General features: G+C 69.5%; 15 protein-coding genes and 1 pseudogene. 6 read left to right on the forward strand and 10 right to left on the reverse strand.

Annotated features, from left to right (window positions below):
* Positions 1-120 precede the first annotated feature (120 nt).
* Positions 121-606: a hypothetical protein gene (locus PHZ_RS20415; protein WP_236611945.1), complete on the forward strand. Its 486-nt coding sequence runs from the start codon at positions 121-123 to the stop codon at positions 604-606.
* 121 nt (positions 607-727) lie between these two features.
* On the opposite strand, the gene PHZ_RS20420 is transcribed toward PHZ_RS20415, so the two are convergent.
* Positions 728-961 carry a hypothetical protein gene (locus tag PHZ_RS20420; RefSeq protein ID WP_012520402.1) on the reverse strand — a complete coding sequence of 78 codons (234 nt, stop codon included), beginning with the start codon at positions 959-961 and terminating at the stop codon, positions 728-730.
* Between the two features lie 212 nt (positions 962-1,173).
* Here PHZ_RS20420 and ftsH point away from each other — a divergent pair, with 212 nt between their 5' ends.
* The 3 genes from ftsH to PHZ_RS23715 all read left to right on the forward strand — a co-directional run bounded on the left by ftsH (position 1,174) and on the right by PHZ_RS23715 (position 4,042).
* Positions 1,174-3,081: an ATP-dependent zinc metalloprotease FtsH gene (gene ftsH / locus PHZ_RS20425; protein ID WP_012520403.1), complete on the forward strand. Its 1,908-nt coding sequence runs from the start codon at positions 1,174-1,176 to the stop codon at positions 3,079-3,081.
* A gap of 644 nt (positions 3,082-3,725) precedes the next feature.
* Positions 3,726-3,983 (forward strand): hypothetical protein, encoded by a 258-nt coding sequence (locus PHZ_RS20430; RefSeq protein ID WP_012520404.1) that lies wholly within the window; start codon positions 3,726-3,728, stop codon positions 3,981-3,983.
* Positions 3,968-4,042, forward strand: a complete 75-nt coding sequence (locus tag PHZ_RS23715) for a hypothetical protein (protein WP_236611948.1) — start codon at positions 3,968-3,970, stop codon at positions 4,040-4,042. The genes PHZ_RS20430 and PHZ_RS23715 overlap by 16 nt, the downstream gene beginning before the upstream one ends.
* Positions 4,043-4,046: 4 nt before the next feature.
* Here PHZ_RS23715 and PHZ_RS20435 read toward each other — a convergent pair whose 3' ends face one another.
* From PHZ_RS20435 to PHZ_RS20475, 9 genes and pseudogenes are all read right to left on the reverse strand, one after another.
* Entirely contained in the window at positions 4,047-5,009 is a 963-nt protein-coding gene (locus PHZ_RS20435) for an alpha/beta hydrolase (protein ID WP_012520405.1), read from the reverse strand.
* Complete coding sequence (locus PHZ_RS20440; RefSeq protein WP_012520406.1) at positions 4,990-7,206, reverse strand: TonB-dependent receptor; 2,217 nt, start codon at positions 7,204-7,206, stop codon at positions 4,990-4,992. Before PHZ_RS20440 ends, PHZ_RS20435 begins: the two co-directional genes overlap by 20 nt.
* Before the next feature lie 49 nt (positions 7,207-7,255).
* On the reverse strand, positions 7,256-8,362 hold the full coding sequence (locus PHZ_RS20445) for a helix-turn-helix domain-containing protein (protein WP_049758507.1): 1,107 nt from the start codon (positions 8,360-8,362) through the stop codon (positions 7,256-7,258).
* A 45-nt stretch (positions 8,363-8,407) separates the two neighbouring features.
* Positions 8,408-10,052, reverse strand: a pseudogene (locus PHZ_RS20450) (long-chain-fatty-acid--CoA ligase).
* Between the two features lie 79 nt (positions 10,053-10,131).
* Complete coding sequence (locus tag PHZ_RS20455) at positions 10,132-10,407, reverse strand: AAA family ATPase (RefSeq protein WP_012520408.1); 276 nt, start codon at positions 10,405-10,407, stop codon at positions 10,132-10,134.
* 385 nt (positions 10,408-10,792) lie between these two features.
* Positions 10,793-12,052 carry a three-Cys-motif partner protein TcmP gene (locus PHZ_RS20460; protein ID WP_012520409.1) on the reverse strand — a complete coding sequence of 420 codons (1,260 nt, stop codon included), beginning with the start codon at positions 12,050-12,052 and terminating at the stop codon, positions 10,793-10,795.
* A gap of 37 nt (positions 12,053-12,089) precedes the next feature.
* On the reverse strand, positions 12,090-12,866 hold the full coding sequence (locus PHZ_RS20465) for a phage Gp37/Gp68 family protein (protein ID WP_012520410.1): 777 nt from the start codon (positions 12,864-12,866) through the stop codon (positions 12,090-12,092).
* Positions 12,867-12,980: 114 nt separating this feature from the next.
* A complete protein-coding gene (locus tag PHZ_RS20470) occupies positions 12,981-13,799 on the reverse strand; it encodes a nucleotidyl transferase AbiEii/AbiGii toxin family protein (protein ID WP_236611925.1) in 819 nt (272 codons plus the stop codon).
* Between the two features lie 86 nt (positions 13,800-13,885).
* Entirely contained in the window at positions 13,886-14,497 is a 612-nt protein-coding gene (locus tag PHZ_RS20475) for a type IV toxin-antitoxin system AbiEi family antitoxin domain-containing protein (protein WP_148217033.1), read from the reverse strand.
* A 613-nt stretch (positions 14,498-15,110) separates the two neighbouring features.
* On the opposite strand from PHZ_RS20475, the gene PHZ_RS20480 reads away from it, so the two are divergent.
* The gene (locus PHZ_RS20480) at positions 15,111-23,651 is read left to right on the forward strand and encodes a GH36-type glycosyl hydrolase domain-containing protein (protein WP_236611926.1); all 8,541 of its coding nucleotides are present in this window, start codon (positions 15,111-15,113) and stop codon (positions 23,649-23,651) included.
* Positions 23,648-25,297, forward strand: coding sequence for a phosphoglucomutase (locus tag PHZ_RS20485; RefSeq protein WP_012520414.1), 1,650 nt, complete (start codon positions 23,648-23,650; stop codon positions 25,295-25,297). The genes PHZ_RS20480 and PHZ_RS20485 overlap by 4 nt, the downstream gene beginning before the upstream one ends.
* Positions 25,298-25,303 lie beyond the last annotated feature (6 nt).

Consider the following 25,303-nt stretch of genomic DNA (forward strand, 5'->3'; position numbering starts at 1 on the left):
GCGCCGCGCGTCCTATCGTGAGGCTCCGTCGGAGGTCCAGCCTTGCTCCGTCCGTCCAAGTCTCGCCGGCGGCGCGCCTTCTCCAGCCGGCTGCCAGCCGCGGTCTGCGGGGCCCTGATCATGGTCCTCGCGTTTGTGGCCCTGCTGGCGCCGCTGGCCGGACCGACGATCGCTGTCGCCATCTTCGCGGGCGTCTTGCTCGGCGCGGGCTTGGCCGGGACAGTGGCGCTGCTTGATCTGCGCACGCCAGGGCTGGCGTGGCGCATCGCCTGGGTGAGCCTCGCCACCTTGTCGGGCTTGGCCGTCCTTTATCACCACTGGACCGGATCGGGGTCTCTGCGTGGGGTGGTCGGAGCGGCGCTTGTGCTCTTCACCCCCTCTGTCGTGGCGCTTGCGCTGCATCGCCGGGCCCGCGGCGGCCGTGCATGGCTGTGGCCGAGTCTGGGAGGGGTGGCGGCGCTCGCGCTGGTCGGGCTTCTGATCTGGGCGCCGCCGCATTTGGGCCTGATGCTTCTGGGCCTCTTCCTGGCGGTCAATCTGGCGGCTTTCGGCGTCACGCTGATCGCCAGCGACCTGGCGCGGGACATCAGCGCCGAGGCGCTCTGAACCGCGGTGCAGCAGATTGCGCTTGGGAGCGGACCCGAAGGTCCGCTCCCGGCGCAAGGCCTGACCAGGGCGATCAGGCTAAGGGCGAGCGGGACGGGGGGCACTCGCCCATTTTCGCGGCTCAGCGCCGGCCGCGAAACAGGTTGTAGAGGCCGCCGGCGACCAGCGCCGTGTACCAGCCGCAGGCGAAGGCGCCCACGGCGCCCAGAACGATGTCCGAGGGTTCGCGCCAGTCGAAGACGGGAACGATCCGCGCGAGGAAATGCCCAAGGTCCGGAGGCAGCAGATAGCCGAGCGCCACGCAGAGCAGGACGGTCAGCAGGAAGAAGACAGAGAGGCTCCAGCTCAGCGCCATGAGCTGCACGCCGGAACCGGCGCGTCACTGATCGATGGCTTCGCTGCGGCTCATGGCCGGCCTCCAAGCGCCGGCCTCTGCCCCGGCTCTATGAACAAGACGCCGGGCTCGGCGCGAACTTACACAGACGGCCTGTGCGAGTGGGCTTGACTTGCCTCAAGGCGCGCCCGGACGAGCGGCGTTCTTTTGCAAGGGATGCTAAGGAGCTTACGATGGTCAACGCGCCGCGGCCGCAGCCGAAATCCCGGCTGAAGTTCGACATTCTCTACTTCGCCGTGGCGTTGATGGCGATCGTCTTCATCCAGGATCTCGCCCGCCAGGGCCATGACAAGGTGATCCCTTACAGCGAGTTCCGCCAGCTCGTCGACAAGGGACAGGTGAAAGACCTGGTGGTCGGGCCGACGCGGATCACCGGGGCCTATCTGCAGGCCGGCAAGGACGGTCAGGCTCAGCACTTCTCGACAATCCGGGTGGAGGCTGGCATCGCCGAGGCGCTGGCGCGGCGGAACATCAAGTTCTCCGGTCAACCCGAGCCCGGGCTGTTTCAGAACCTGCTTTCCTGGTTCCTGCCGACCATCGGCTTTGTGCTGATCTGGATGTTCATGATGCGGCCGATGATGTCTGGACATGGGCACGGCGGGTTGATGGGCATCGGTCGCAGCAAGGCGAAGGTCTATGCGGAGCAGGAGGTGAAGGTCAGCTTCGCCGACGTCGCCGGCGTCGACGAGGCGAAGGAAGAACTCGCTGAAATCGTGGGCTTCCTGAAGGATCCCACGACCTACGGCCGTCTCGGCGCGCGCATCCCCAAGGGCGTGCTGCTGGTGGGCCCCCCCGGCACCGGCAAGACGCTTCTCGCCCGGGCGGTGGCCGGGGAGGCGGGCGTCAAGTTCTTCTCCATCACCGGCTCGGAGTTCGTCGAGATGTTCGTCGGCGTCGGCGCCGCGCGCGTGCGCGACCTTTTCGAACAGGCGCGCGCCCAGGCGCCGGCGATCATCTTCATCGATGAGCTCGACGCCTTGGGGCGCGCGCGCGGCGCGGGCCTGGACGTGCCCGGCGCCGGCAATGACGAGAAGGAGCAGACCCTCAACCAGCTGCTGGCGGAGATGGACGGCTTCGATCCCAGCGCCGGCGCGATCGTGCTGGCGGCGACCAACCGGCCGGAGATTCTCGATCCGGCCCTGCTGCGCGCTGGCCGGTTCGACCGCCAGGTGCTGGTGGACCGTCCCGACCGGAAGGGTCGCGCCGACATCCTCGCGGTGCATCTGAAGAAGATCAACGTGGCCGACGGGCTCGATCGGGAGACGGTCGCGGCCTTGACTCCGGGCTTCACCGGGGCGGACCTGGCGAACCTCGTCAATGAGGCGGCCCTGGTGGCCACCCGGCGCGGCGCCGACGCCACCACTCTGGAGGACTTCAACCAGGCGATCGAGCGCATCGTCGCGGGCGCCGAGAAGAAGAGCCGCATCCTCGGTGCGAAGGAGCGCGGCATCGTCGCGCACCACGAGATGGGCCATGCGATCGTGGCCATGTCACTGCCGGGGGTGGATCCGGTCCACAAGGTCTCGATCATCCCGCGGGGGATCGGCGCCCTGGGCTACACCATCCAGCGGCCCACCGAAGACCACTTCCTGCTGAGCCGCTCGGACCTCATGAACAAGATGGCGGTGCTGCTCGGCGGGCGGGCGGCGGAGACCTTGGTGTTCTCGGAAGCCTCCACGGGGGCTGCGGACGATCTCGCCCGCGCCACCGACATCGCCCGGGACATGGTCGCGCGCTTTGGGATGACCCCGGAGCTGGGGCAGGTCGCCTACGAGCCCGAGACCTCGGCCTTCCTGGGTGGCGCGCGACCGATGTGGCGGCCACGGTCGTATGCGGACGGCACCGCCGAGGCGATCGACCAGGTGGTGAAGGCGCTTGTGGCGGAGGCGTTCGACCGGGCGACGGCCATTCTGCGGCGTAATCGGCCCGTTCTGGACAGTGCGGCCCAGGAGCTCCTCGCCAAGGAGACGCTGTCGAAGCTCGACGTCGAACGGATCAGCGGCACCGTCACGCCGGAGCCGCCGGCCGACGCCTTGACGCCGCCATCGGCCAAGCGTCCGAAGCTGCAGAGCGCGGTGTGAGGCGCGGCGCCGCAAGGCGCTGACCATTGGAGCGGCGGCTTTCTAGCGCATCCTTTGCCTGCAGCGCCTTCGCGGGCGAATTGCGTGTTCTGTTCGGCGAGTGCACTGACCATCGATCGCTGGCGTCCGTGCATTGCGCCGGCGCGGCACGCGGCGGGCAATCTCTCAGCGCTAGCCGGGGCTCTGAGTTCGCCGCTCATGGTGCGTCCGGTGGAGCCGGGCTGCGGAAGGCGCCTTCACCGATCGGCGCACGCGCTCGCCATCCGGAAGGATCCGGACGGTGCTCCAGCGCCATAAGCAGCCATGCCGACATGCAAAGCGCGGCGGCGCAGAGCGGGCGTACACGCGTGCGAGCCTTGCTGATGCGCAAACCATCCGCCGGCGCGGTGCGCGCGGCGATCGGCCTAGAACCCTAACCTCCGCGCCGGGCCCTGGGTGGCGTAAACCCCGCTTATTTTAGGCTCGGTTTGTTGGAGGCCGTTGAGCGAGGGTCGGCTGCAGGGATGCTCAGGGCGTGCCGGCGCAGCCGGCGAACGGCGATCAGCGCGGCCAAGCCGCCGCCAGCCGCTAGGAGGAGAACTGCCTGTTCTCGGGCGACCACATCATGGGCTGGTCGACGACGGTGATCGCCCCGCGACAGCGACATGACGGCCTACCTGAGGAGCCTCGACCTGATCCGGGCGCGCGGCTTCGACACGCTGTGGCCCACCCACGGGCGGCCGATCCGCGACGTCGCGGTGTTCATCGACGCCTACAAGGCGCACCGGCAGGAGCGCATCGATCAGATCCTCGACCCGCTGAAGGCGGGGCCGGGCAGCCTCGGCGAGCTGGTCCCGCGGCTCGACGCCGACGTGGACCCCGCCTGTGGCCCGCGGCCTTGCGCTCGATGCTGGCGGCGATGATCCACCTGGAGCGCGAGGGCCGGATCCGGCGGGACGGCGGAGCCTACCGGCTGGCGTGACCCCTCAGGCCAGAGCGCGCAGGCGCCGGCCGATCTCGGCGATGACGTCCCGGCCCCGGGCGATCCGCCCGGCGAACAGGACGAAGCCGTGGATCGCGCCCGCCACGCAGAGGTGCTCCACCGCCACGCCGGCGGTGGCGAGACGCAGGGCGTAGGCCCTTCCCTCGTCCCGCAGCGGGTCCAGGCCGGCGGTCACGACCAATGCGGGCGGCGTGCGCGCCAGCGCCGCGTCGGCCGCCAGGATCGGCGAGGCGCCGGGCTCCTCCCCCGCCGCGGGAGTGGGCAGGTACTCGGTCTCGGCGTTGCGGATGTCGGCCTCACGCAGGAAGAAGCGGCCGTCCCCGAGCGCCGCCCGCGACTGGAAATCGGCGTGGGCGCTGGCGCTGATCACCGGATAGACCAGGACCTGCAGCGCTAGGCGCACGGAGGTGCGCTGGCAGACCGCCGCCGCCAGGTTCCCCCCGGCGCTGTCGCCCGTCACCGCGATCCGCGCCGGATCCGCCCCCAGCGTCTCGGCCTCCGCCGCCGCCCAGGCCAGGGCCGCCTCGCAGTCCTCCAGGGCGGCTGGATACTTGTGCTCGGGCGCCCGGCGGTAGTGGACGTCGACGACCACGCAGCCGCCGGCCGCGCAGTAGGCGCGGCACACCCGCTCGTAGCCCTCGGGATCGCCGATCGCCCAGCCGCCGCCGTGGATGTGCAGGAGAAGCGGCGGGCGGGCGGCGGCCTCCGCCGGCCAGTAGATGCGCAGCGGGATGGGGCCGGCCGGCCCCGGGATCTCGCGGTCCTCAATCCCGGCGACCGGCGCCGGGGCCGGACCATAGGCGAGGGCCATCCGGCGCAGCATGGCCCGGCGGTCATCCACCGTCGGCTCGGCGGGGACGTCGGCGAAGTCGACGGCCATGGCCGCCAGCAGCGCCGCCGTCTCGGCGTCGGGGCCCGCCTCCGGGCTAGAACCGGTAACGGACATTGACCGAGTAGGTGCGCGGGGCGCCGTAGTAGCCGAGCTGGACGCCCGGCGAGTCCGTCAGGTCGAAGGCGTGCTCGCGATAGCGCTCGTCGGTGAGGTTGCGGCCCGAGACGACCACGCTCCAGGGGCCGCCGGGCTGCGACCAGACCACCGAGGCGTCGAGCAGCGCGTAGCCGTCCTGGGCCAGCACCTCGCTGCTCGATACGGTGAGGTAGGTCTTGGACCGGTAGCTTACCCCGCCGGTGAACGTTAGCTCGCCGGCGTCGCCGAGATCGAGGTCGTAGCTGGCCGACAGGCGTCCGGACCACTTGGGCGCGTTGACCAGATGGCGCTGGTCGCTGATGTCCACGCCGCCGTCGATGTACTCGTCGTATTCGCTGTGCAGATAGGCGCCGTTGGCCTCGATGCGGAACTTGGGCGTGACCACCGCCGTCAGCTCGGTCTCCAGGCCGTACATGTTGGCCCGGCCGGCGTTGTCGAACACGGCCACGAAGTTGCCGGTGGCCGGATCGGCCGCGAACCGGCTGAGCTGCAGGTTCTTGTAGTCCTGGTAGAAGGCCGCGAGGTTCAGGCGCACGCGGCGCTCGGCCAGCTCGGTCTTCAGGCCGGCCTCGTAGCTCCACTGGGTCTCGGGATCGAATGACTGGGCCGCGGCCGTGTTCCGGCCGTTGAAGCCGCCGCTCTTGAAGCCCTTGCTGGCGCTCACATAGGTCAGCACGTCGTCCGAGAGCTGGTAGTTGAAGGCGACCTTGGGCGTGAACGAGGACCAGTCCTCCTCGGCCTCGAAGCCGGTGACGTTGAAGCCCGCGCCCGTCCGGAACAGCCGCTCCATGTCCTCGGCGCTCGGCGCGACGGCGGGGTCGAACCACTCGCCGCGGTTGTCGGTCCACTTCTCCTCGTAGGTGTAGCGGGCGCCGACCGTGACGCTCGCCCGGTCGGTCAGCTTGTAGTCGAGCTGGGCGTAGGCGGCCGCGCTGGTGTTCTCCGCAAGCCGCAGGCCAGAGGTGTTGGCCGGGAACGGGAAATAGGTCGGTCCAGGCAGGATGACGAAGAAATCCGGGCCCACGAGCCCCGCGAACGTCTCATCGTTCTCCTTGAAGTAGAACAGGCCCGCCACCGCCGACAGCCGTTCACCCTTGTAGAGGACCTGCAGCTCCTGGCTCGTCTGGTCCTGGTCCTCGAAGTCGTAGATGCCGAAGGACTCGTCGGGCGAGGAGTCGAGGTCGAGATGGGTGCGGTATTCCATCTCGCGGTAGGCGGTGATCGACTTGAAGGTGAAGGGACCGCGGTCGTACTGCAGCGTCAGGGCCGCGCCCCGGGTCTTCAGCTTCTCCAGGTCGTTGTAGGTCGCCTCCACCACGTCGGGATCGGCGATCACCGGCCGCAGGGCGCCGGTGTTCACCGAGTAGATCGGCGTCTCGCGGTGCGGCGTGCGCGACGCATCCGGACTGTTCCTGGAAGCGTCGAGCGTCAGGTAGGCCGAGAAGTCCGACGTCGGTCGGAAGAGCAGGCTGATGCGCCCGGCGATGGTGTCCTTGTCGCCGTCGTCCTCGCCGGTCAGCAGGTTCTTCGTGTAGCCGTCGCGCCGGGAGGCGGCGAAGGCGACCTTGCCCAGCAGCACGTCCGAGGCGATCGGGCCGCCGAGCACGGCCTTGAAGCGCCGGTCGTCGTAGTTGCCCAAGGTGGCGTCGAGATAGCCCTCGACCTCGTTCGTCGGCCGGGCGCTGGTGAACTTCAGGGCGCCGCCGATGGTGTTGCGGCCGTAGAGGGTGCCCCGCGGCCCGCGCAGCACCTCGATCTGCTGGGGATCGATGACGTCCAGGAACGAGCCCTGGACCCGGCCCATGTAGACGTCGTCGAGATAGACGCCCACGCCCGGATCGTTGAACGAGATCGAGTCGATCTGGCCGACGCCGCGGATGTAGACGACGGCGTTGGAGGCGTCGCCCACGTGCAGCGACAGGTTGGGCACGTGGGACTGAAGGTCGCCCACGGTCTCGACCTGGTCTTCGTAGAGGCTGTTCGCGCCGAAGGCGCTGACCGCGGCGGGCACGTCCTGGAGGTTCTCGGTCTGCCGCCGCGCGGTGACCGTCAGTTCCTCGACCTGCGTGACCTCGTCCTGGGCGTGGACCGCGCCAGCCCAGGCCAGCAGAGCCAGAGCCGAGACGCCGCCAAGCGCGCGTTTGCCGTATCCCATGCCGTTTCCCCCTGTCGCCGACTGCGCGGCGCTCGATGCTTGGGGGCCATTAGACCGCGTGCGGATCGCCTTGCCGACGACCGGACGGCTCATCTTTGAGGGAACAATTTCGCTCACGCCAGCCGCTCGGCGTCACGCCGTTCCAGGCCTTGAAGGCGCGCGTGAAGCTGCGGCAGTCCGAGAACCCCAGCGCCTCGGCCACGTCGCCGACGCTGGAGCCCTCCGCCAGGCGGTCGCGGGCGGCGCCGTTGAGCACCTCGCGCCGCAGGCCGCGGAAGGAGGTCCCGTCCGCCGCCAGCCGCCGGCGCAGGGTCGCGACGCTGACGCCCAGCCGCCGGGCGACCACCGCCTGGTCCTGGAAGCCGTCGGCCAGGGCCTCGCGGGCGCGGCGCGCGAGGTCCGAAGCGGCCGGCGCGGGCGCCGTCTGCCGCGCCTCGATCAGGGCGATCAGGCGGTTGTGCACCGCGTGGTCCGGCGGCAGGCCGTAGCCTTCGGTGAGCGGCCGAGCCGCAATCGCCGCATCGTAGGTGAGGCCGAACCCCGCCGCGCCGTAGGTGACGGGCGCGTCCCAGAGCGCGAGGGGCGTGGCGTCCCGCGGCGCGGGCCGACGCGTATGGACCCGTCTCAGCATCGGCGTGAGGTCCTCGCCCGCCAGCGTGCAGAAGGTCGCGTGCAGGAACAGCAGCACGCCCTCCAGGCAGAGCTGGATGTAGGTCTCGGACGACTGGGCGTAGGGAAAGGCCGCGTCGTCGACGAAGTAGACCAGGGCCCGCCCGTGGCGCTCGACGCGGTTGTAGTCGCCGCCGTGCAGCAGGTTGTAGGCGCGGGCGATCCGCTCCATGCCGTCGGCCAGGGTCGCGGTGCGCGCGGCGTCGGAGATGACGAAGTCCGACGTGCCCGTCACCAGCGGCCGGGCCGAGAGGTAGAGGGTTTCCTCCCGCGAGGCCTGTTTCATCGCCCGCCAGAAGCGGAAGTAGTCGGTCAGCGGGATCGTCCCGCCGGCATCGGCCGCGGTCCGATCCGGAGACAGGCCGAACCGGGCCGGCACGTCCCCGGCCCCGGTGGACTGCGCCAGGGCCAGCAGGGGCTGGAGATCGGCGAGCGGCACCTGGAGGGCGCCGCGGCCTTCCCCGGCCGCGCCAGGCCACCCTTCCAAGGAAGGCTCCGGACGCATCCGACGCGGCCCCGTCCCCAGCAGCCCCTAGGCCGTAACCGGCTGCTTCGCCGTCGGCAGGACGTAATCCTTCATGCGCCCGCGGATCAGCTTCTTGTCGATCTTGCCTGTCGCGCCCAGCCGGTTGTCGTCGACGAACACCACGTCGTCGGGCATCCACCACTTGGCGATCTTGCCGTCCAGGAAGGCCAGGAACTCGTCCTTGATGGCAATCTCGCCTTCCTTGAGCTTGACTACCAGGACCGGCCGCTCGTCCCCCTTCGGGTGGGCGGCGCCGATCACGGCGCAGATGGCGGCCTTCGGATGGCCCACGGCCAGGTTCTCGATCTCGATCGACGAGATCCACTCGCCGGCCGACTTGATCACGTGCTTGGCCCGGTCGGTGATCTGCATGAAGCCGTCCTCGTCGATGGTCGCGACGTCGCCGGTGTCGAAGAAGCCTTCCTCGTCGAGGATGTCGCCGCCGTCGCCCTTGAAGTACTGGCCGACCACGAACGGGCCCTTGACCATCAGCCGGCCGAAGGTGGTGCCGTCGTGCGGCAGGCGCAGGCCCGCGTCGTCCACCAGCTTCATCTCCATGGCCACCGGCGGACGGCCCTGCTTCAGCTTGCAGCGGATCTGCTCCTCGGGCGGCAGCGCCGCGGTGGCGGCGTTCATCGAGCACACCGTGCCCAGCGGCGACATCTCGGTCATGCCCCAGCCGTGCATGATGTCGACGCCGAACTCGTCGCGAAAGCGCGCACAATGGCCTCCGGCACCGCCGAGCCGCCGATCATCACCCGCTTCAGGGTGGTGATCTGGCCCTTCGTCTCGCGCAGGTGGGTGAGCAGCATCTGCTAGACTGTCGGCACGGCGGCGGAGAAGGTGACGCCCTCCGTCTCCAGGAGCTCGTGCACCGAGGCGCCGTCGAGCTTGGCGCCCGGCATGACCATCTTCGCGCCCACGGCCGGGCAGGAGAAGGCCAGGCCCCAGGCGTTGGCGTGGAACATGGGCACCACCGGCAGCACCACGTCCTTGGCCGAGAGGTTCAGCACGTCGACGCTCATGGTCACCAGGGTGTGCAGGAAGTTCGACCGGTGGGTGTAGAGCACCCCCTTGGGATTGCCCGTCGTGCCCGAGGTGTAGCAGAGGCCGGCCGGCGTCTCCTCGCCGAAGCCGCCCCAGGCCACGTCGGGCGAGTTCTGCTCGACCCGGTCCTCGAAGCAGAGGGCGCCGGGGAAGTCGACGCCCTTCATCCCCTCGCGGTCGGTCATGACCACGATGTGCTTCACGGTGGGCATGTTCGCGCGCTGGGCGGCGATCACCGGCACGAAGGTGGGGTCGGTGAAGAGGACCTTATCCTCGGCGTGGTTGACGATGTAGCAGAGCTGGTCGACGAACAGGCGCGGGTTCAGCGTGTGGCAGACCGCGCCGATCCCCATGATGCCGTACCAGGCCTTGATGTGCCGGCCGGTGTTCCAGGCGAGCGTCGCCACCCGGTCGCCGGGCTGGACGCCCATGCCCTTCAGCGCGTTGGACACGCGCCGGGCGCGCTCGTGAATCTCGGCGTAGGTGGTCCGGACGATCGGCCCTTCGACCGAGCGGCTCACGACCTCGCGGCCCCGTGCCACTCGCGGGCGTGGTCGAGGATCCTGTCGACCGTCAGGGGCCAATTCCGCATGAGGCCCAGCATCTGCGCGCTTCTCCCAACTGAACGCTTGTTAATTGGGGAATACGCTTAGAGAGCCGCTCACGTTTAGGCAACGCGCACGTCAGTCGCGGCCGGCGCTCCAGGCCTTCGCCGCAACCTCCGCCGAGCCCGAGGTGTCCACGCGGGTCCACGCGATCGTCCGATCGAGGGCGGCGAGCTGGTCGCGCAGGACCTCGACGGTCGCATCCGAGGCGTCGCCGGTGCGCCCCGCCACGCGGCCCTCCAGCACCGGCAGCGGCGCCTCCAGCCAGACGCCCTCGAAGGGGACGCTGCATTCGGCCGCCAGGGCCTCGGCGCGGGCCCGCATCCCCGGGCTGGTGAAGGTGGCGTCGAGCACGACCGAGCGGCCGGCGCGCAGCAGTGCGCGGGCGTCGTCGAAGAGCGTGTCGTAGGCGTCTAGGATGATGCGCTCTGCCCTTGCAGGAGCCCCCGCAACCCAGACGATGCGCCATCGACAAAGCCTCGGCGCCCGGCTCGGGTTCGTGCTCTAACGCGCGGCGAACGCATGGTGCGCCTGCACAAGCCGCTCCTTGAGCCGCTAGGGCTGGTGCGAAGGTCCCGGACGACGTCGCGCGCGATGAGCCAGAACTTGGTGTCAAGATAGTCGGCGGTCGGCGGCAAGCCTCGGCAAGCTCGATCTGCCGGTCCTTGGTGTGGGCATCGACCGTGACCTCTGGATGGTCCAGATGATGCGCCAGCGTGTTCAGTTCGGCAGCCGTCGCTCAGCGGTCGCCCGACGGCCCTTCCAGCTTCGCGAAGAGGGGAAAGAACGTGCGCTGATTCTTCAGGCGCAGCGTGTCCCCGATGGTGATCGTGTTCGGCTTGCGCCGCTCGCCGCCGGTGGGCGTGATGATCTCGAGCTCGTCGCTCTCGATCATGGCCGCGTGGATATCGTCGGTGTGCGCCGGGGTCGCATTGTAGATCGACTCGTAGAATTCCCCGACGTTCATGACGTCGCCGGCGCCCGCCACGAGGCGCGGGATGTCCGCGAGAAGCTCGGTCTTGGCGCCGCCGCGCCCGCCTGCGTCGAAGAGGTAGAGGGCGCCGTCGCGCGCCGGATCGTAGGCCAGCATGTTCAAGCCCGAACGGCCGAAGTGCGCCTGCTCGCTGCTGTTGGCGTGGAGCACGTCGTTGTAGACCTGCCGCGCCCGGTAGTTGTTCGCGAAGTGGACCAGCCAGTAGCGCCAGCCGTCGGGATTATGGATCGAGAACGGGCTGAGGAACGGCGCGCAGCCCTTGAACGCCTCGAAGACGACGCGTTCGGCCGCGCCTAGCCAGACATGGTTGCTGACCGGGCCGGAGAAACCCCGAAAGTCGGCGGCCGAAAGCCCCAGCGGTCGCACCTGCGTCTCCAGGAGCGCTGGGTCAGTCCGACTTAGGAACGCCAGCAGCGACTCGATGGCGAAGGTGTAGAAGATCTCGGCGGACGGCGTCGCCCGCATGATGTTGACCAGGGTCGCTCGTTCGACGGCCGAATGCCCGCACTGGTCGAGGTTGAAGAGCACGTTCCGATAGCGGCCCTCGGCGACCAGGTCGCGGATCGCCGGGTAGCCTGCCTCGAAATCGTCGGACATGTAGCCGACATTGAGGTGCAGCTTCGGGCAGGTGTCCTTCGCAGCGGCCAGGATCGGGGCGCAGTGGGTCTTCAATAGTTCGGTGACGTCACGTTTGGCGTCGTTGAAGATCAGGAGGCACTCGATCTCGACGGGACCGAGGCCCTGCGCGGCGCGCTGAAGGTTCACCGCCTCGAGCGCGCGCTGCAGTTCCTCGATGAAGATGATCGGGGACCCGGGGCTTCCGCACCGATACCGCCCCGCGCCCGAGAAGCCGTCCACTACTGCCAGCCGGAACTTGGTCTGCTGCGGGATTTGGCAGCGCACGGTGATGTAGCGGAAGAAGTACTCCCGCAGGATCTTATGCTTCCGCTCGGTGTGATCGTCGAGCGGCGCGCCATCCGCCCATGCATACGCCTTGCTGACCACCTATCGCTCCCGGCGGGCCTGGGCTGCGCCTAGCTGCCTACAGCTCAGGGGCGATCGGCATCTCGTTCCAAGTTCGCCCCCTGTACTCGCGGCCATTGGCCTTCTTCGACCGCCGCTTGTTGTCCTTCCCCCAAGTTCCCCACTGCTTGAAGAAGAAGGCTGTACCATAGCTGCCGCACCGTTCGTAGATTTCGTCAATCCACTCCTCTCGGATCGGCCGGGCCGCACGCCCGCTCTCGCCGCCAACGATCGCCCAATGGATCCCGGTCAGGTCAACCTCGCCTACCGGGCCAATCAGGGGCTCGAACGAGATGAAGCGAATGGCTGCGGGCGCGCGCCGCAGATGTTCGACGCGTCCACAAGCTTGGGCGTCCTCCACGCTCGTACCGAGCCAGACGTTGGGCAACACGTCTGGAACGCAGCTGGCGACCACCTCGGCCATGCGCTCGGGCCGCTTTGTCAGGATTTGATAGTTGTGATGCGGCGTCTCGCGCATGACGCGCCACACCGAGAGAATGAAGTCGTCGCTGACCGCCTCGTGGAAGAGGTCGCTCATCGAGTTCACGAAGATCTTGCGCGGCCTCTTCCAGGCGTATGGGATCTCGAGCGCAGCCGTGTCTTCCCGGACGACGCCGTTCCAGATCGTTCGGCCGCCGCTGCGACGCGTCAGCCCCCGATACTTCGAGGCGCCCATCGCCTCGAGCCGCCGCGCCATCTCCATGGCGTAGCAGTTGGTGCAGCCGGCGGTGACGATGGAACAGCCCGCGACCGGATTCCACGTGGCGTCGGTCCATTCGATCTGCGTTTCCGCCATGCTGTCCCCTTGATCGGCGTCGCCGCCGCGGACGGCGGACCTTGGCGCGCTCGCGCGCTCGTGAATATGGCTAACGAAGCTTTATCAAGCGTTGCGGCCCGCGCGGCCCGCTCTTCACGTGGTCCAGACGCCACCCGGCGGCCAACGGCCCGCGAAGGTCTCGCCATCCGCGATGCGGAGCGTCGGCGCCATCACGAGTTCAACGATCTGGGCCTGAATCTCGGGGAAGGGCTCGGGCGCCAGCGAAATCTCCGTCCGCTTCAGAAAGGCGGTCCACTGGGCCTGCTTGGCTTCCGCGAAGCCAGCGGTGAGGGCGAGCGGTGGCTCTTTCGGCAGCGGCGTCTCTCGGCGTGCGAACGTCGCGGCGATAGCCTGGGCCAGGACCGCCCCCTCGAAGGCGAAGGTGTTGGCGATGGCCCAGAGATCGAAGAAGTCCTTCATGCGCGAGTTGACCATTCCAAGCGCGGTCATCGCCTGGAACTTCTCCGCCACCACCGTCTCCGGCGGGTAGGCGCGGAGCTTTGGCGGCGGCAGATCGAGCAGGGACGGATACTCGATGTCCTGTGCGCCCGGCGTGATGGCGTCGCCGAAACCGATGTCCACATGGATCGGGAGCCGAGCGCCGGCGAGTTCGGCCTGGAAGTCGAGGCGAACCCCGCTGTACTCGTCCTCGGCGCGCGCGGCCGCCGCCACGATGGTGTCCGGTTTGAAGACGATCCCGTCGTCCCCTGGGATCACCATCAACTCTCGGAACAGACCCGCGACCTGATCGGGGTCGTTGTTGCCGAAACCCAGGAGGTCCAGGTCCCCAGTGGCGCGGTATGGCGTGGGCGCCCAGAGGCTGAAGAGCATGGCGCCTTTGAGCACGAAGAGCTGCCGGTAGGGCGAGACGCTGAGGCGCCACAGGAGCCGCTCGATGACGTAGCGGGTCATCAGGAGCTGGGCGTTCTCCTTCCGCTCGCGGGCCCGGTTGGTCAGCCGGGCGCGAGCCGAGACGGCCATGTCCTTGGGCTTGTCATTCACGTGAGCGCCTCGAGGTAGGGGCGCATCACGGTTTGGACCCGGTCGATCTCCGCGAACCGCCAAAGCTCGTCGATGGCCGGTCTGCGATCAGGACGCCGCATGAGGTCGCGCAGCCCCTCCACGGCCACGTCGAGGCCGATCTTGTTTCGGTACTTGAAGCAGTCGACCACCGTCTTAGCGGGCGAGGTGATCGGCACCGGCACCTGGTCAATCTCGTGACGCTCGACGCCTTCGCGAAGCGCGCGGCCGCTGGCGCGGATCACCCGGATCTGTACGGGCGCGCTGGTGGGCGCCCAGTCCTTGGGGCCGAGCAGCATCCAGACCGCGTGGGGCGTCTGGGTGGTGAGGTCATGGTACTGCAGGGCCGAGAGCAGGCCGATCACGCCGCGGGGTTGGATCCGGACGGCCTCGGCCAGGCTTGAGGCCGCGTCGGAGGGGGAGTCGGCCAGGCGATAGAGTCCGCGTCCGACCTGCAGCAGCACGCCGTCTTCCGTGAGGCGCTTGAGATACATCCGGGGCACGCCGGCCGCGTCGAAGTCCGATCCGCGAGCGATCCCTTGCGCGCGGGCGACCTCGATGGCGCGTTGGCGGTGACCTCTGGGTTCCATGGGGGTGTTATAAATCCTCGGAGAATGTTCGCAAAGTCCGAGATCTTGTAACAGGGCCATGGGGGCAAACCACCCTTCAGGCAGCGAGGTCAAATGTCTGCTGTTGCGCCTTAGACCATCGTCGTTCAGCGCCGCTCGCCCTGAACCAGCGCTGCACAGATGCTTACACATCTCGACGTTGGGCAGAAAGAATGTATTGTAAATCCAGCCATTAGCGGCAGGTGCGCCGGATCAAAAGCAGGCGCAGCGCGGAGCCGATTGCGGCAATCGGAGGCCCCCGTGAGCTGCGGAGGTGACGGCGAACAGCTTGCCTGCTCCGAGCTCAAGCCGCGCCACGAACGTGGCGGACGTCATGCCGCTGTCGGTTGACGCCGTTCTGACGAGGATGACGGCCAGGGTCGGCGCAACAGCTGTGATCCCTTCCCCCGGATCTGAATCAGTCGCCGCGCGGCCAAAGTCGCGTGGAATGGCGATGGCGCCGCTGTAATTGCGGGCGGTCCGCGTGCGTCTGGTCGGGGATGAACACCGCCCCCGGACAACGCGCAGGCGTCGGCGCCGACTCGCGCCGGCGCGGTAGATCCTTCGATTACCACAGGTGCGGAGGGTTTCGGCCGTGGCGTTAGACCTGATCCGACGCGTGCTGGAACGTAGGTCCGGCGCTCTTTGGTGTGATCGCGCGCCGATTCGCGCCGAGCTGTTCAGCATCGAGCGGCTCGAGGCGCACGCCAAGACGCTCGCGCTGGCTCAGCCGGTCGCGGCGCGTCCCAAGGCTGGCCGCAGCGTCGCGGGGCGGCTGCTGGACAATCAGCGCCGGCTCGTCGAGGCCTACGCCGTCCTGCAGCGCTCTGGCTCCGGCGGCGAGGCCGCCACGCCTGCCGCGCAGTGGCTGCTGGACAATTTTCATGTGGTTGAGGAGCAGGTCCGCGAGATTCGGCGTGACCTGCCGCCTGGCTACTACCGGCAGCTCCCCAAGCTGATCTCAGGCCCGTTCGCCGGCTATCCCCGGGTGTTTGGTTTGGTGTGGGGGTTTGTGGCGCACACTGACAGCCGCTTCGACGTGGAGATGCTGCAGCGCTACGTCAACGCCTACCAGACCGTTCACCCGCTCACCATCGGCGAGCTGTGGGCGGTGGCCATCACCTTGCGCCTGATTCTCGTGGAAAACCTCCGACGGCTCGCTGACCGGATCCTGGAGAGTCGCGAGGCCCGCATGGCCGCAGACCAGGTCGCCGATCGCTTACTTGGCGCCTATGGCCGTGACCCCGAACCCGCCGATGTCGCGCTGCAGGCCTGGGAGGGGCGGCGGCGGCTGCCGGACGCCTTCACCATGCAGCTGCTGCACCGGCTGCGCGACCAGAATGCGAGCATCGCCCCCGCCTTGAGCTGGTTGGACGAGCGGCTCGCCGCGCAGGGCGCGACGGCGGACGGTGTGGTTCGCGAGGAGCATGACCGGCAGGTCGCCGCCGCCGGCACGGTCCGCAACATCATCACCAGCCTGCGGCGCATCTCGGAAGTCGACTGGCTCGACCTGGTCGAGCGGATGAGCCTCGTCGACGCGGCTCTGAACCGCGCCGGCGACTTCGCGGAGATGGATTTCCCCACGCGAAATCTCTACCGGACAGCCATCGAGGCCCTGGCGCGCGGGAGCGGCAAGAGCGAGATCGAGGTGACCCGGGCGGCCATCGCCCGCGCGCGGGCCTGCGCTGGCGAAGTGGCGAGCTGTCACGTCGGCTGTCACCTGATCGGCTCGGAGCGGCGACGCTTCGAACAGACGCTGGGATACCGGCCGCCGCTGCGCTCGCTCCTGGGTCGCACCTTTCAGCGATTGGGCGCGGGAGGCTACGCCGCCGGGATCCTCTCCGCGGCGGCGGTGATCCTCGTCCTGCCGCTGCTCTACCTGCGCGACGCCGGCCTCGGCGACGGCTGGCTCGCGGCGCTTGCGGTGCTCGGCGTGATCCCCGCCTTGGAGCTCGCGGTAGCGATCGTCAATGCGATTGTGACGCACAGTGTCCGCGCCAGCTTCCTGCCGGCGCTGGAACTCGCGGGCGGAGTGCCGTCCGAGCATCGCACGCTCGTGGCGGTGCCCATGATGCTCACCACGCCGGAGGCGATCCAGGAACAGGTCGAAAACCTTGAGATACATTACCTCGCCAGCGCCGAAGGCGAGGTGCATTTCGCCCTGCTGTCGGACTGGACCGATGCCGACAGCGAAGGCGAGCCGGAAGACGCCGATCTTCTCGCCGTCGCCGCCGCGGGCGTCGAGGCGCTGAACCGGAAATATGGTCCGGCTCCGGGGGGAGACCGCTTCCTGCTGCTCCATCGCCGTCGCGTCTGGAACGACAGCGAACGCCGCTGGATCGGCTGGGAGCGTAAGCGCGGCAAGCTGCACGAGCTGAACCGGCTGCTGCGCGGCGCGAAAGACACGACCTTCGTCGCTCCGCCAGGGACAGCCCTGAGCGTTCCGGCGGGCGTGCGCTACGTCATCACCCTGGACGCCGACACCCGCCTGCCGCCTGACACCGTGCGGCGGCTGATCGGCAAGATGGCCCACCCGCTCAACCGTCCGCGCCTGGACCTTCGAAGCCGTCGGGTCGTGGAGGGCTACGCTATACTCCAGCCGCGGATTACGCCGGCGCTGCCGGTCGGCCATCGCGGCTCGGTTTTCCAGCGGCTGTTCTCGGCCGCGAGCGGGATCGACCCTTACGCGGCCGCGGTCAGCGACGTCTACCAGGATCTGTTTGGCGAAGGCTCCTATGCGGGCAAGGGGATCTACGATGTCGACGCCTTCGAGGCGGCGCTCGCCGGGCGTGTCCCCGAATCCACGCTGCTGAGCCACGACCTCTTCGAAGGGGTCTATGCGCGCGCCGGCCTGGCCTCCGATGTGGAGGTCGTGGAGGACGCGCCGACGCGCTACGACGTTGCGGCTCTGCGGCATCACCGCTGGGCTCGTGGCGACTGGCAGCTGCTGCCCTGGATCCTGCGTATCCCGGCCGGCCGATGTCGCACCCCAGGGCCCGTGCCGGTGATCGGCCGGATGAAGATGCTCGACAATCTGCGGCGGACGCTCACCGCGCCGGCGGCCGTGGCCGCGCTGTTCGCAGGCTGGGCCGCCCCTGGCGCCCACGCCGCCGTCTGGACGCTGTTCGTGCTGGGCTCCGTGGTTGCGCCGGCGCTCATGCCGCTGATCGATGATCTGGCGCCGCGGCGCGCCGGAATCCGCGCCCGCGACCGTCTGAAGGCCATGGGGGCGGACCTGGGGATCGCTGTGGCGCGCGCGCTGCTGCTGATCGTGTTGCTGGCGCACCAGGCATGGCTGATGTCGGACGCCATTGTGCGCACCCTATGGCGGCTGTTCGTCAGCCGCCGCCGGCTCTTGGAGTGGGTGCCGGCCGCACAGCTCGCCGCAGGCCTTCGCGCGGACTTGGCCGCCTTCTATCGCCGCATGTGGGGCGTCTTGCCTTTGGCTATCGCAGGCCTTGCGATCGCTGCGCTTTGGTCAGGGCGGGCTTGGCCGCTGGCGGCCGGCGTCTCCTTCGCCTGGCTGTTTGCGCCGCTGCTGGCGCAGCGGGTCAGCCGGATCCAGCCCCTGCCGGAGGCGGACGAACTGGCGCCCGCCGACGCCTGCGCCCTGCGTCTGACCGCGCGGCGAACCTGGCGCTATTTCGAAACCTACGTCACCGCGGCCGACAACCACCTCCCGCCCGACAACGTGCAGGAGGATCCGCCGGCGGTCGCGCATCGCACGTCCCCAACGAACATCGGGCTTTATCTCCTCTCGACCGCCTGCGCGCGCGACCTGGGTTGGATCGGGGCTGGCGAGGCTCTGGAACGCGTCGAGGCCACGCTCGCCACCCTGCAGCGGATGGCTCGCCACCGCGGACATTTCCTCAACTGGTATGACACCCGTGACCTGCGCGCGCTCGAGCCGCAGTATGTCTCAACGGTCGACAGTGGAAACCTCGCGGGATGCCTGCTGGCGCTCGCCCGTGGGTGCCGCGCCTGGCGCGACGAGCCGTTGCCGCTGGCGTCGCGATGGGCGGGGGTGGCGGACGCGATCGATCTGGCGCGGGAGGAGGTGGCGCCGCTCTGCGCGCCCGCGGTGGCCGAGCATCAGACCTGGCGGCGCCTCGACCTGGCGCTGCGGGGTCTCTCTGACGCCTTGCGCGGCGGCCAGGAGGAGCCAGACGCCCGGGCGGCGTTGGAGGCCGTGCTGCGCGAATGGGCCGGCCTCGCTGAACCGCTCCGCGGGCTGCTGGCCGAGCGGGAGGACGCTACAGAGCTGGCCTATTGGTTGTCGGCGGCCGAGGCGGGGCTCCGCAGCCATCTGCGCGATTTCGAGTTTCCTGAGTTCGACCGCCGGCTCGGGGCGGCGGAGGCTGTGGCGCGGCGGCTGGCGCTGGAGATGGACTACGGGTTCCTGCTCGACCAGGACCGCAAGCTGCTGTCGATCGGCTACCGCGTCGCCGAAGGGGCGCTGGACGCCAACTGTTACGATCTGTTGGCGTCCGAGGCGCGGCTGGCGAGCTTCCTCGCCATCGCCAAGGGAGACGTGCCGGCGCGCCATTGGTTCCGCCTGGGCCACGCGGTGACGCTGACGCCCGAGGGCGCGGCCCTGATCTCCTGGTCAGGCTCCATGTTCGAATACCTGATGCCGGCCCTCGTGATGCGATCCCCCGCCGGCAGTCTGCTGGAGCGGTCGTTGCGCGCGGTCGTCCGCCGGCAAATCGACTACGGTCGAAGCCATGGGCGTCCCTGGGGCGTCTCGGAATCGGCGTTCAATGCGCGCGATCTCGAGTTCACCTATCAGTATTCGAACTTCGGCATCCCGGGCCTCGGGCTGAAGCGAGGTCTCGGCGACGAGGCCGTGGTCGCCCCGTACGCCACGGCGCTGGCGGCGATGATCGATCCCCGCGCCGCCGTCGCCAATTTCGAAGTCTTGACGGCGGCGGGCGCCAAGGGACGACACGGCTTCTATGAGGCGCTGGACTACACGCCCGCCCGCGTCCCGGACGGCCAGCGGGTCGCGATCGTGCGATCGTTCATGGCCCATCACCAGGGGATGACGGTCACCGCCTTGGCGAACACGTTGCTGGGTGGTCTGTTGCGCGAGCGCTTCCATGCCGATCCGCTCGTGCAGGCCGCCGAGTTGCTGCTGCACGAGCGCATGCCACGGGACGTACGGCCGGCGACAGCGGCCGCAGAACTCGCCAACACGCCTCTGCCCGAGGCGCCGGAACCGACGCTGGGGCGTCGCTATACGTCGCCGCATGGCGCGAGTCCGGCCACGCACCTGTTGTCGAATGGCCGCTACAGCGTGCTTCTCACCGCCGCGGGCGCCGGCTACAGCCGCTGGCGCGGGCAGGCCCTGACGCGCTGGCGCGAGGATGGGGTGCGCGACGACTGGGGCGCCTTCCTGTACCTGCGGGACATGCGCAGCGGCCAGGTGTGGTCCGCCGGCTATCAGCCGACCGCCGCCGAGCCCTCGGATTTCGGCGTGACCTTCTTCGCGGACCGCGCCGAATATTGGCGCCGGGACGGCGAACTCCTGACGGAGCTCGTGGTTCTGGTCTCCGCCGAGGACGATGGGGAGCTCCGGCGCCTGACCCTGACGAACACCGGGGATGCTGAGCGAGAGATCGAGATCACCTCCTACGGTGAACTGGCCCTCGCCCCCGACGCCGCCGACGTCGCCCACCCGGCCTTCTCCAAGCTGTTCGTGGACACCGAGCATCAGGCGACGGTGGGCGGCGCCTTGCTGGCGACTCGACGACGTCGCGCGCCGGACGAGCCGGAGATCTGGGCCGGCCACCTGGCCGTCGTCGAGGGCGAGGGGCTCGGCAAGCCGGAGTTCGAGACCGACCGGGCGCGATTCCTGGGCCGAGGGCGCGACGTCCGCGCGCCGGCCGCCGTCATGGAGGGGCGCCCGCTGAGCGGCCAGACCGGCGCCGTGCTCGATCCCATCTTCGCGCTCCGCCGGCGGCTGCGGATTGCGCCAGGGTCCACGGCCCGGGTGTCCTTCTGGACCTTCGCCGCCGGTTCGCGCGAGGCTCTATTGGACTTGTTGGACCAGCACCTTGACAGCGCCGCCTGCGAGCGGGCCGCAGCCCTGGCCTGGACCCGGGCGCAGGTGCAGCTGCGCCACCTCGGCGTCACCCATCGCGACGCGGAGGACTTCCAACGCCTGGCGGGCCACCTGATCTACGCCGCGCCCGCCCTGAGACCGCCATCGGACGTGGTGGCGGCCGGCGCGGGGGGACAACCGGACCTCTGGGCGCTGGGGATTTCCGGCGATCTGCCCCTGATCCTGTTACGCATCGACGCGGTCGAACACCTCGCCGCCGCCCGTGATCTGCTGCATGCGGCGGAATACTGGCGCCTGCAGCGGCTGGCGGTGGACGTGGTGATCCTGAACGAACGCGCCGCCTCCTACATCCAGGACCTGCAAAGCGCGTTGGAGTCACTGGTGCGGGCCACGCAATCGCGGCGCGCGCCGGACGAAGAACCGGTCGCGGGCGGGGTCTACGTGCTGCGCGCCGATCTCGTCTCCCCAGAGATCCAGGCTCGCCTGCTTTCGGCGGCGCGGGTGGTGCTGTCGGCGCAGCGGGGGCGGTTGGGGGACCAGCTTGACCGGCTTGGGGATCTGCATGGGACCCCGCCGCCGCCTTTGGCGGCGCCACAGGTTTCGGCCGCGCCATTGCCGTCGTCGCGCATTCTCGACCTGGAGTCCTCCAACGGCATCGGTGGGTTCGCGCGGGAGGGCCGGGAGTATGTCGTGGTCCTTGGACCCGGTCAGACCACGCCCGCGCCCTGGATCAACGTGGTCGCCAATCCGGGCTTCGGCTTCCAGATTTCCGCCGAGGGCTCCGGATACACCTGGGCCGTCAACAGCCGGGAGCATCAGCTGACGCCTTGGTCGAACGATCCTGTCGCCGATCGCGGCGGCGAGGCGCTGTACATTCGCGACCTCGACACCGGTGAAGTCTGGAGTCCGACGGCCTATCCCGTGCGGGACCCGAAGGCGACCTACGTCTGCCGCCACGGCCGCGGCTACAGCCGGTTTGACGTCTCGGTCGGTGATGTCGAGACCGAGCTCCTCGCCTATGCGCCCCTGCAGGACCCGGTGAAGATCCTGCGCCTGAAGGTTCGCAACCTCTCGGAGCGGCCGCGCCGGCTGTCCGCGTGCGCCTATGTGGAATGGGTGCTCGGCCGCAGCCGGGGCGCGGCGGCGCCCTTCACCGCCACGCAGCTCGATGGGGCGAGCGGCGCTCTGATGGCGTGGAACCGTTGGGATCCGGGCTTTGGCGACCGCGTCGCCTTTCTGGACGCCCGTGGCCGCCAGACGAGCTGGACAGGCGATCGGCGGGAGTTCATCGGCCGCAACGGCAGCCTGCGTCGGCCGGCGGCTCTGGCGCATGGCGCCCCGCTCTCCGGGCGGACCGGGGCCGCGCTCGACCCGTGCGGAGCGATGGACGCGCCGCTGGCGCTCGCGCCTGGGGAGACCGCCGAGCTGGTCTTCCTGATCGGCGAGGGCGAAGACGCCGAGGCGGCCCGCAAGCTGGTCGCGCGCTATCGGGAAGCGGACCTGGATGAGGTCCTGGCGGAGGTGGACGGCTATTGGGAGCGCCTCCTGGGCGCCGTTCAGGTGCAGACGCCCGACCCCGCGCTGGACCTGATGCTCAATGGCTGGCTGCTCTACCAGACCGTGGCCTGCCGTCTGTGGGCGCGGGCCGGCTTCTATCAGGCAAGCGGCGCCTATGGCTTCCGCGATCAGCTACAGGACGTGATGGCGCTGCTGCACGCGGCGCCGGACACCGCCCGTGAGCATCTGCTCAGGGCCGCGGCGCGCCAGTTCCCGGAAGGCGACGTACAGCATTGGTGGCTGCCCCACTCCGGCCAGGGGGTGCGGACACGCTTTTCCGACGACCGGGTGTGGCTGGCCTACGTGGTGGCGAACTATGTGGTTGCGACCGGCGATCGTGCGGTGCTCGACGAGCCCGTCCCGTTCCTTGAAGGCGAGCCGCTTGAGCCCACCGAAGCGGAGGCGTTCTTCCGCCCCGGAGCCGGCGAAAGCGCGAGCCTCTATGAACACTGCGTCCGGGCGCTGGAGGCCAGCCTGCAGCTCGGCGGCCACGGCGTCCCGTTGATCGGCGGCGGCGACTGGAACGACGGCATGAACCGGGTCGGCCACCGCGGCCAGGGCGAGAGCGTGTGGCTGGGCTGGTTCCTCCTTCGCACCTTGGCGGACTTTGCGCCGCTTGCGGCGGCGCGGGGCGAGGCGGAGCGCGCCGCCCGTTGGGACGCGCACGCCGAGGCTCTGAGGGCAGCGCTCGAACGGACCGCCTGGGGCGGCGACTGGTATCTTCGCGGCTGGTACGACGACGGCTCGCCGCTGGGTTCGGCCGACAGTGAGGAGTGCCGCATCGACGCCATTGCGCAATCGTGGGCCGTGCTCTCGGGGGCGGCGCAGCCGGCCCGCGCCCGCCGGGCGCTGGCGGCGGTGGAGCGGGAGCTCATCGATCCCGATGCCGGATTGGCCCTGTTGTTCGCCCCGCCGTTCGACAAGGGCCTTAAGGATCCCGGCTACATCAAGGGCTATCCGCCCGGCATACGGGAGAACGGCGGGCAGTACACGCACGCCGCAGCCTGGACGGTCATGGCCTTCGCCGCGTTGGGGGAGGGGGATCGAGCTGCGAGCCTCTTGTCCATGCTCAACCCCATCAATCACAGCCGCACGCGATCGGAGGCGCAGCGCTACAAGGTCGAGCCCTATGTGGTCGCCGCCGATGTCTATTCGCACCCGCCGCATGTGGGTCGCGGCGGCTGGACCTGGTACACTGGCGCGGCCGGCTGGATCTACCGCGCCGGTCTGGAGTCGCTGCTCGGCCTACGCCGCCGCGGCGAGGCCTTGGTGCTTGATCCGTGCATCCCGCGCCACTGGCCAGGCTTCAAGCTCGTCTACCGATATGGCGACGCTCGCTACGAGATTGAGGTGGAGAATCCCGACGGCGTCTGCCAAGGCGTCGCCGAAGCGATTCTGGATGGCGTGCCGCTGCTGGAGCGACCGGTGTGCATCCCCCTCAGCCCCGCCGAGGCGGTGCGGCGTCTGCGCATCCGCCTCGGGGCCGCTGCGGGCCGCCAGGGGCGCGTGGCGTGAGGCGCCACGTCGATCCACGCGCGGGACGTCCCGTGGCGGCGGCGGACCTGATCGACGTCCCGGAGCTCCTCGACGCCTACGCCGCGGTTCGCCCGGAGCCGGCCGATCCGGCGCAGCGCGTGGTCTTCGGGACCTCCGGCCATCGCGGCTCGGCGCTTGCCGGGACCTTCAACGAGGCCCATGTCGTGGCGATCTGCGGGGCGATCTGTGTTCACCGAAAGGCGGCGGGCGTCGATGGGCCGCTGTTCCTGGCCGGCGACACCCACGCCCTCTCCACGCCTGCGCTCAGGACGGCGCTTGAGGTGTTCGTCGCCGCCGGCGTCACGGTGATGCTCGACGCCCGGGACGGCTACACCCCGACGCCCGCCGTGTCGCACGCCATCCTGCGCCACAACCAGGGCCGGGCGGCGGGTCTGGCGGACGGCGTCATCCTCACCCCGTCGCACAATCCGCCCCGGGATGGCGGGCTGAAGTACAATCCGCCACATGGCGGGCCGGCCGAACCTGCGATCACGGAGACGATCGAGCGGCTCGCGAACGCGGCGCTGCCCACGGCGTTGCAGGACGTCCCGCGCGTTCCCTACGCCCGCGCAGCTCGCTCCGGGCTGGTGGCGCGTTACGACTATCGGACCTGCTTCATCGCCGAGCTGCCGCAGGTGGTGGACCTTGCGGCGATCCGCAAGGCAGGGGTGCGGATCGGTATTGATCCGCTGGGCGGGGCCAGCGCCGAGTACTGGCCTGTGGTCATGGAGACCTATGGCCTGCAAGGCGCGGTCGTCAGCGAAGCCATAGACCCCCGGTTCGCCTTCATGACTGCCGACCACGATGGCGAGATCCGCATGGATTGCTCTTCGCCCTATGCGATGGCTCGGCTCGTCGACCTTCGGGGGCGCTTCGATGTCGCGTTCGGCAACGATCCGGACGCCGACCGCCATGGCGTGGTCACGCCCTCGAGCGGGCTGATAGCGCCGAACCGTTACCTGGCGGCGGCGGTCGCCTACCTGTTCGGACATCGGCCCGCCTGGCCCGCTAGCCTTGCGATCGGCAAGACCATGGTCACCAGCGCCCTTCTCGACCGGCTCGCGGCCAGGCTCGAGCGGCCCCTGGTGGAGACGCCGGTCGGTTTTCGCTGGTTCGTCGAGGGGCTTTGCGACGGCACGCTCGGCTTCGCGGGCGAGGAGAGCGCCGGCGCGGTGTTCCGCAGGTTGGACGGGACCCTTTGGACGACGGAGAAGGACGGCTTCAGCCTGGGACTCCTGGCTGCGGAAATCCTCGCGCGAACCGGCCAGGGTCCGGACGCTGTGTACGAAGCCGTCGCCGACGCGCTCGGTCCCTCCTACTATGAGCGCATCGACGCGCCGGCGACGCCGCGGCAGAAAGCATGGCTGCGGGGCCTGAAACCGCAGGACCTGCAGCTCGATCAGCTCGGCGGCGAGCCGGTGCTTTCGGTGGAGGTCGCGAGCCCGCGCGGCGAGCCGTTCGGCGGCGTCAGGGTCAAAACGAGGAGCGGCTGGTTCGCGGCCCGTCCCTCCGGGACCGAGCCGCTCAACAAGATCTATGCCGAAAGCTTCGTCAGCCTGGACCACCTGCAGGCGATCCAGGCGGGGGCGCAAGGGGCGCTGGACGCGCTCAGCCGAGGCGCCTGAACCCGA

Source organism: Phenylobacterium zucineum HLK1 (assembly GCF_000017265.1).
GTDB lineage: Bacteria > Pseudomonadota > Alphaproteobacteria > Caulobacterales > Caulobacteraceae > Phenylobacterium > Phenylobacterium zucineum.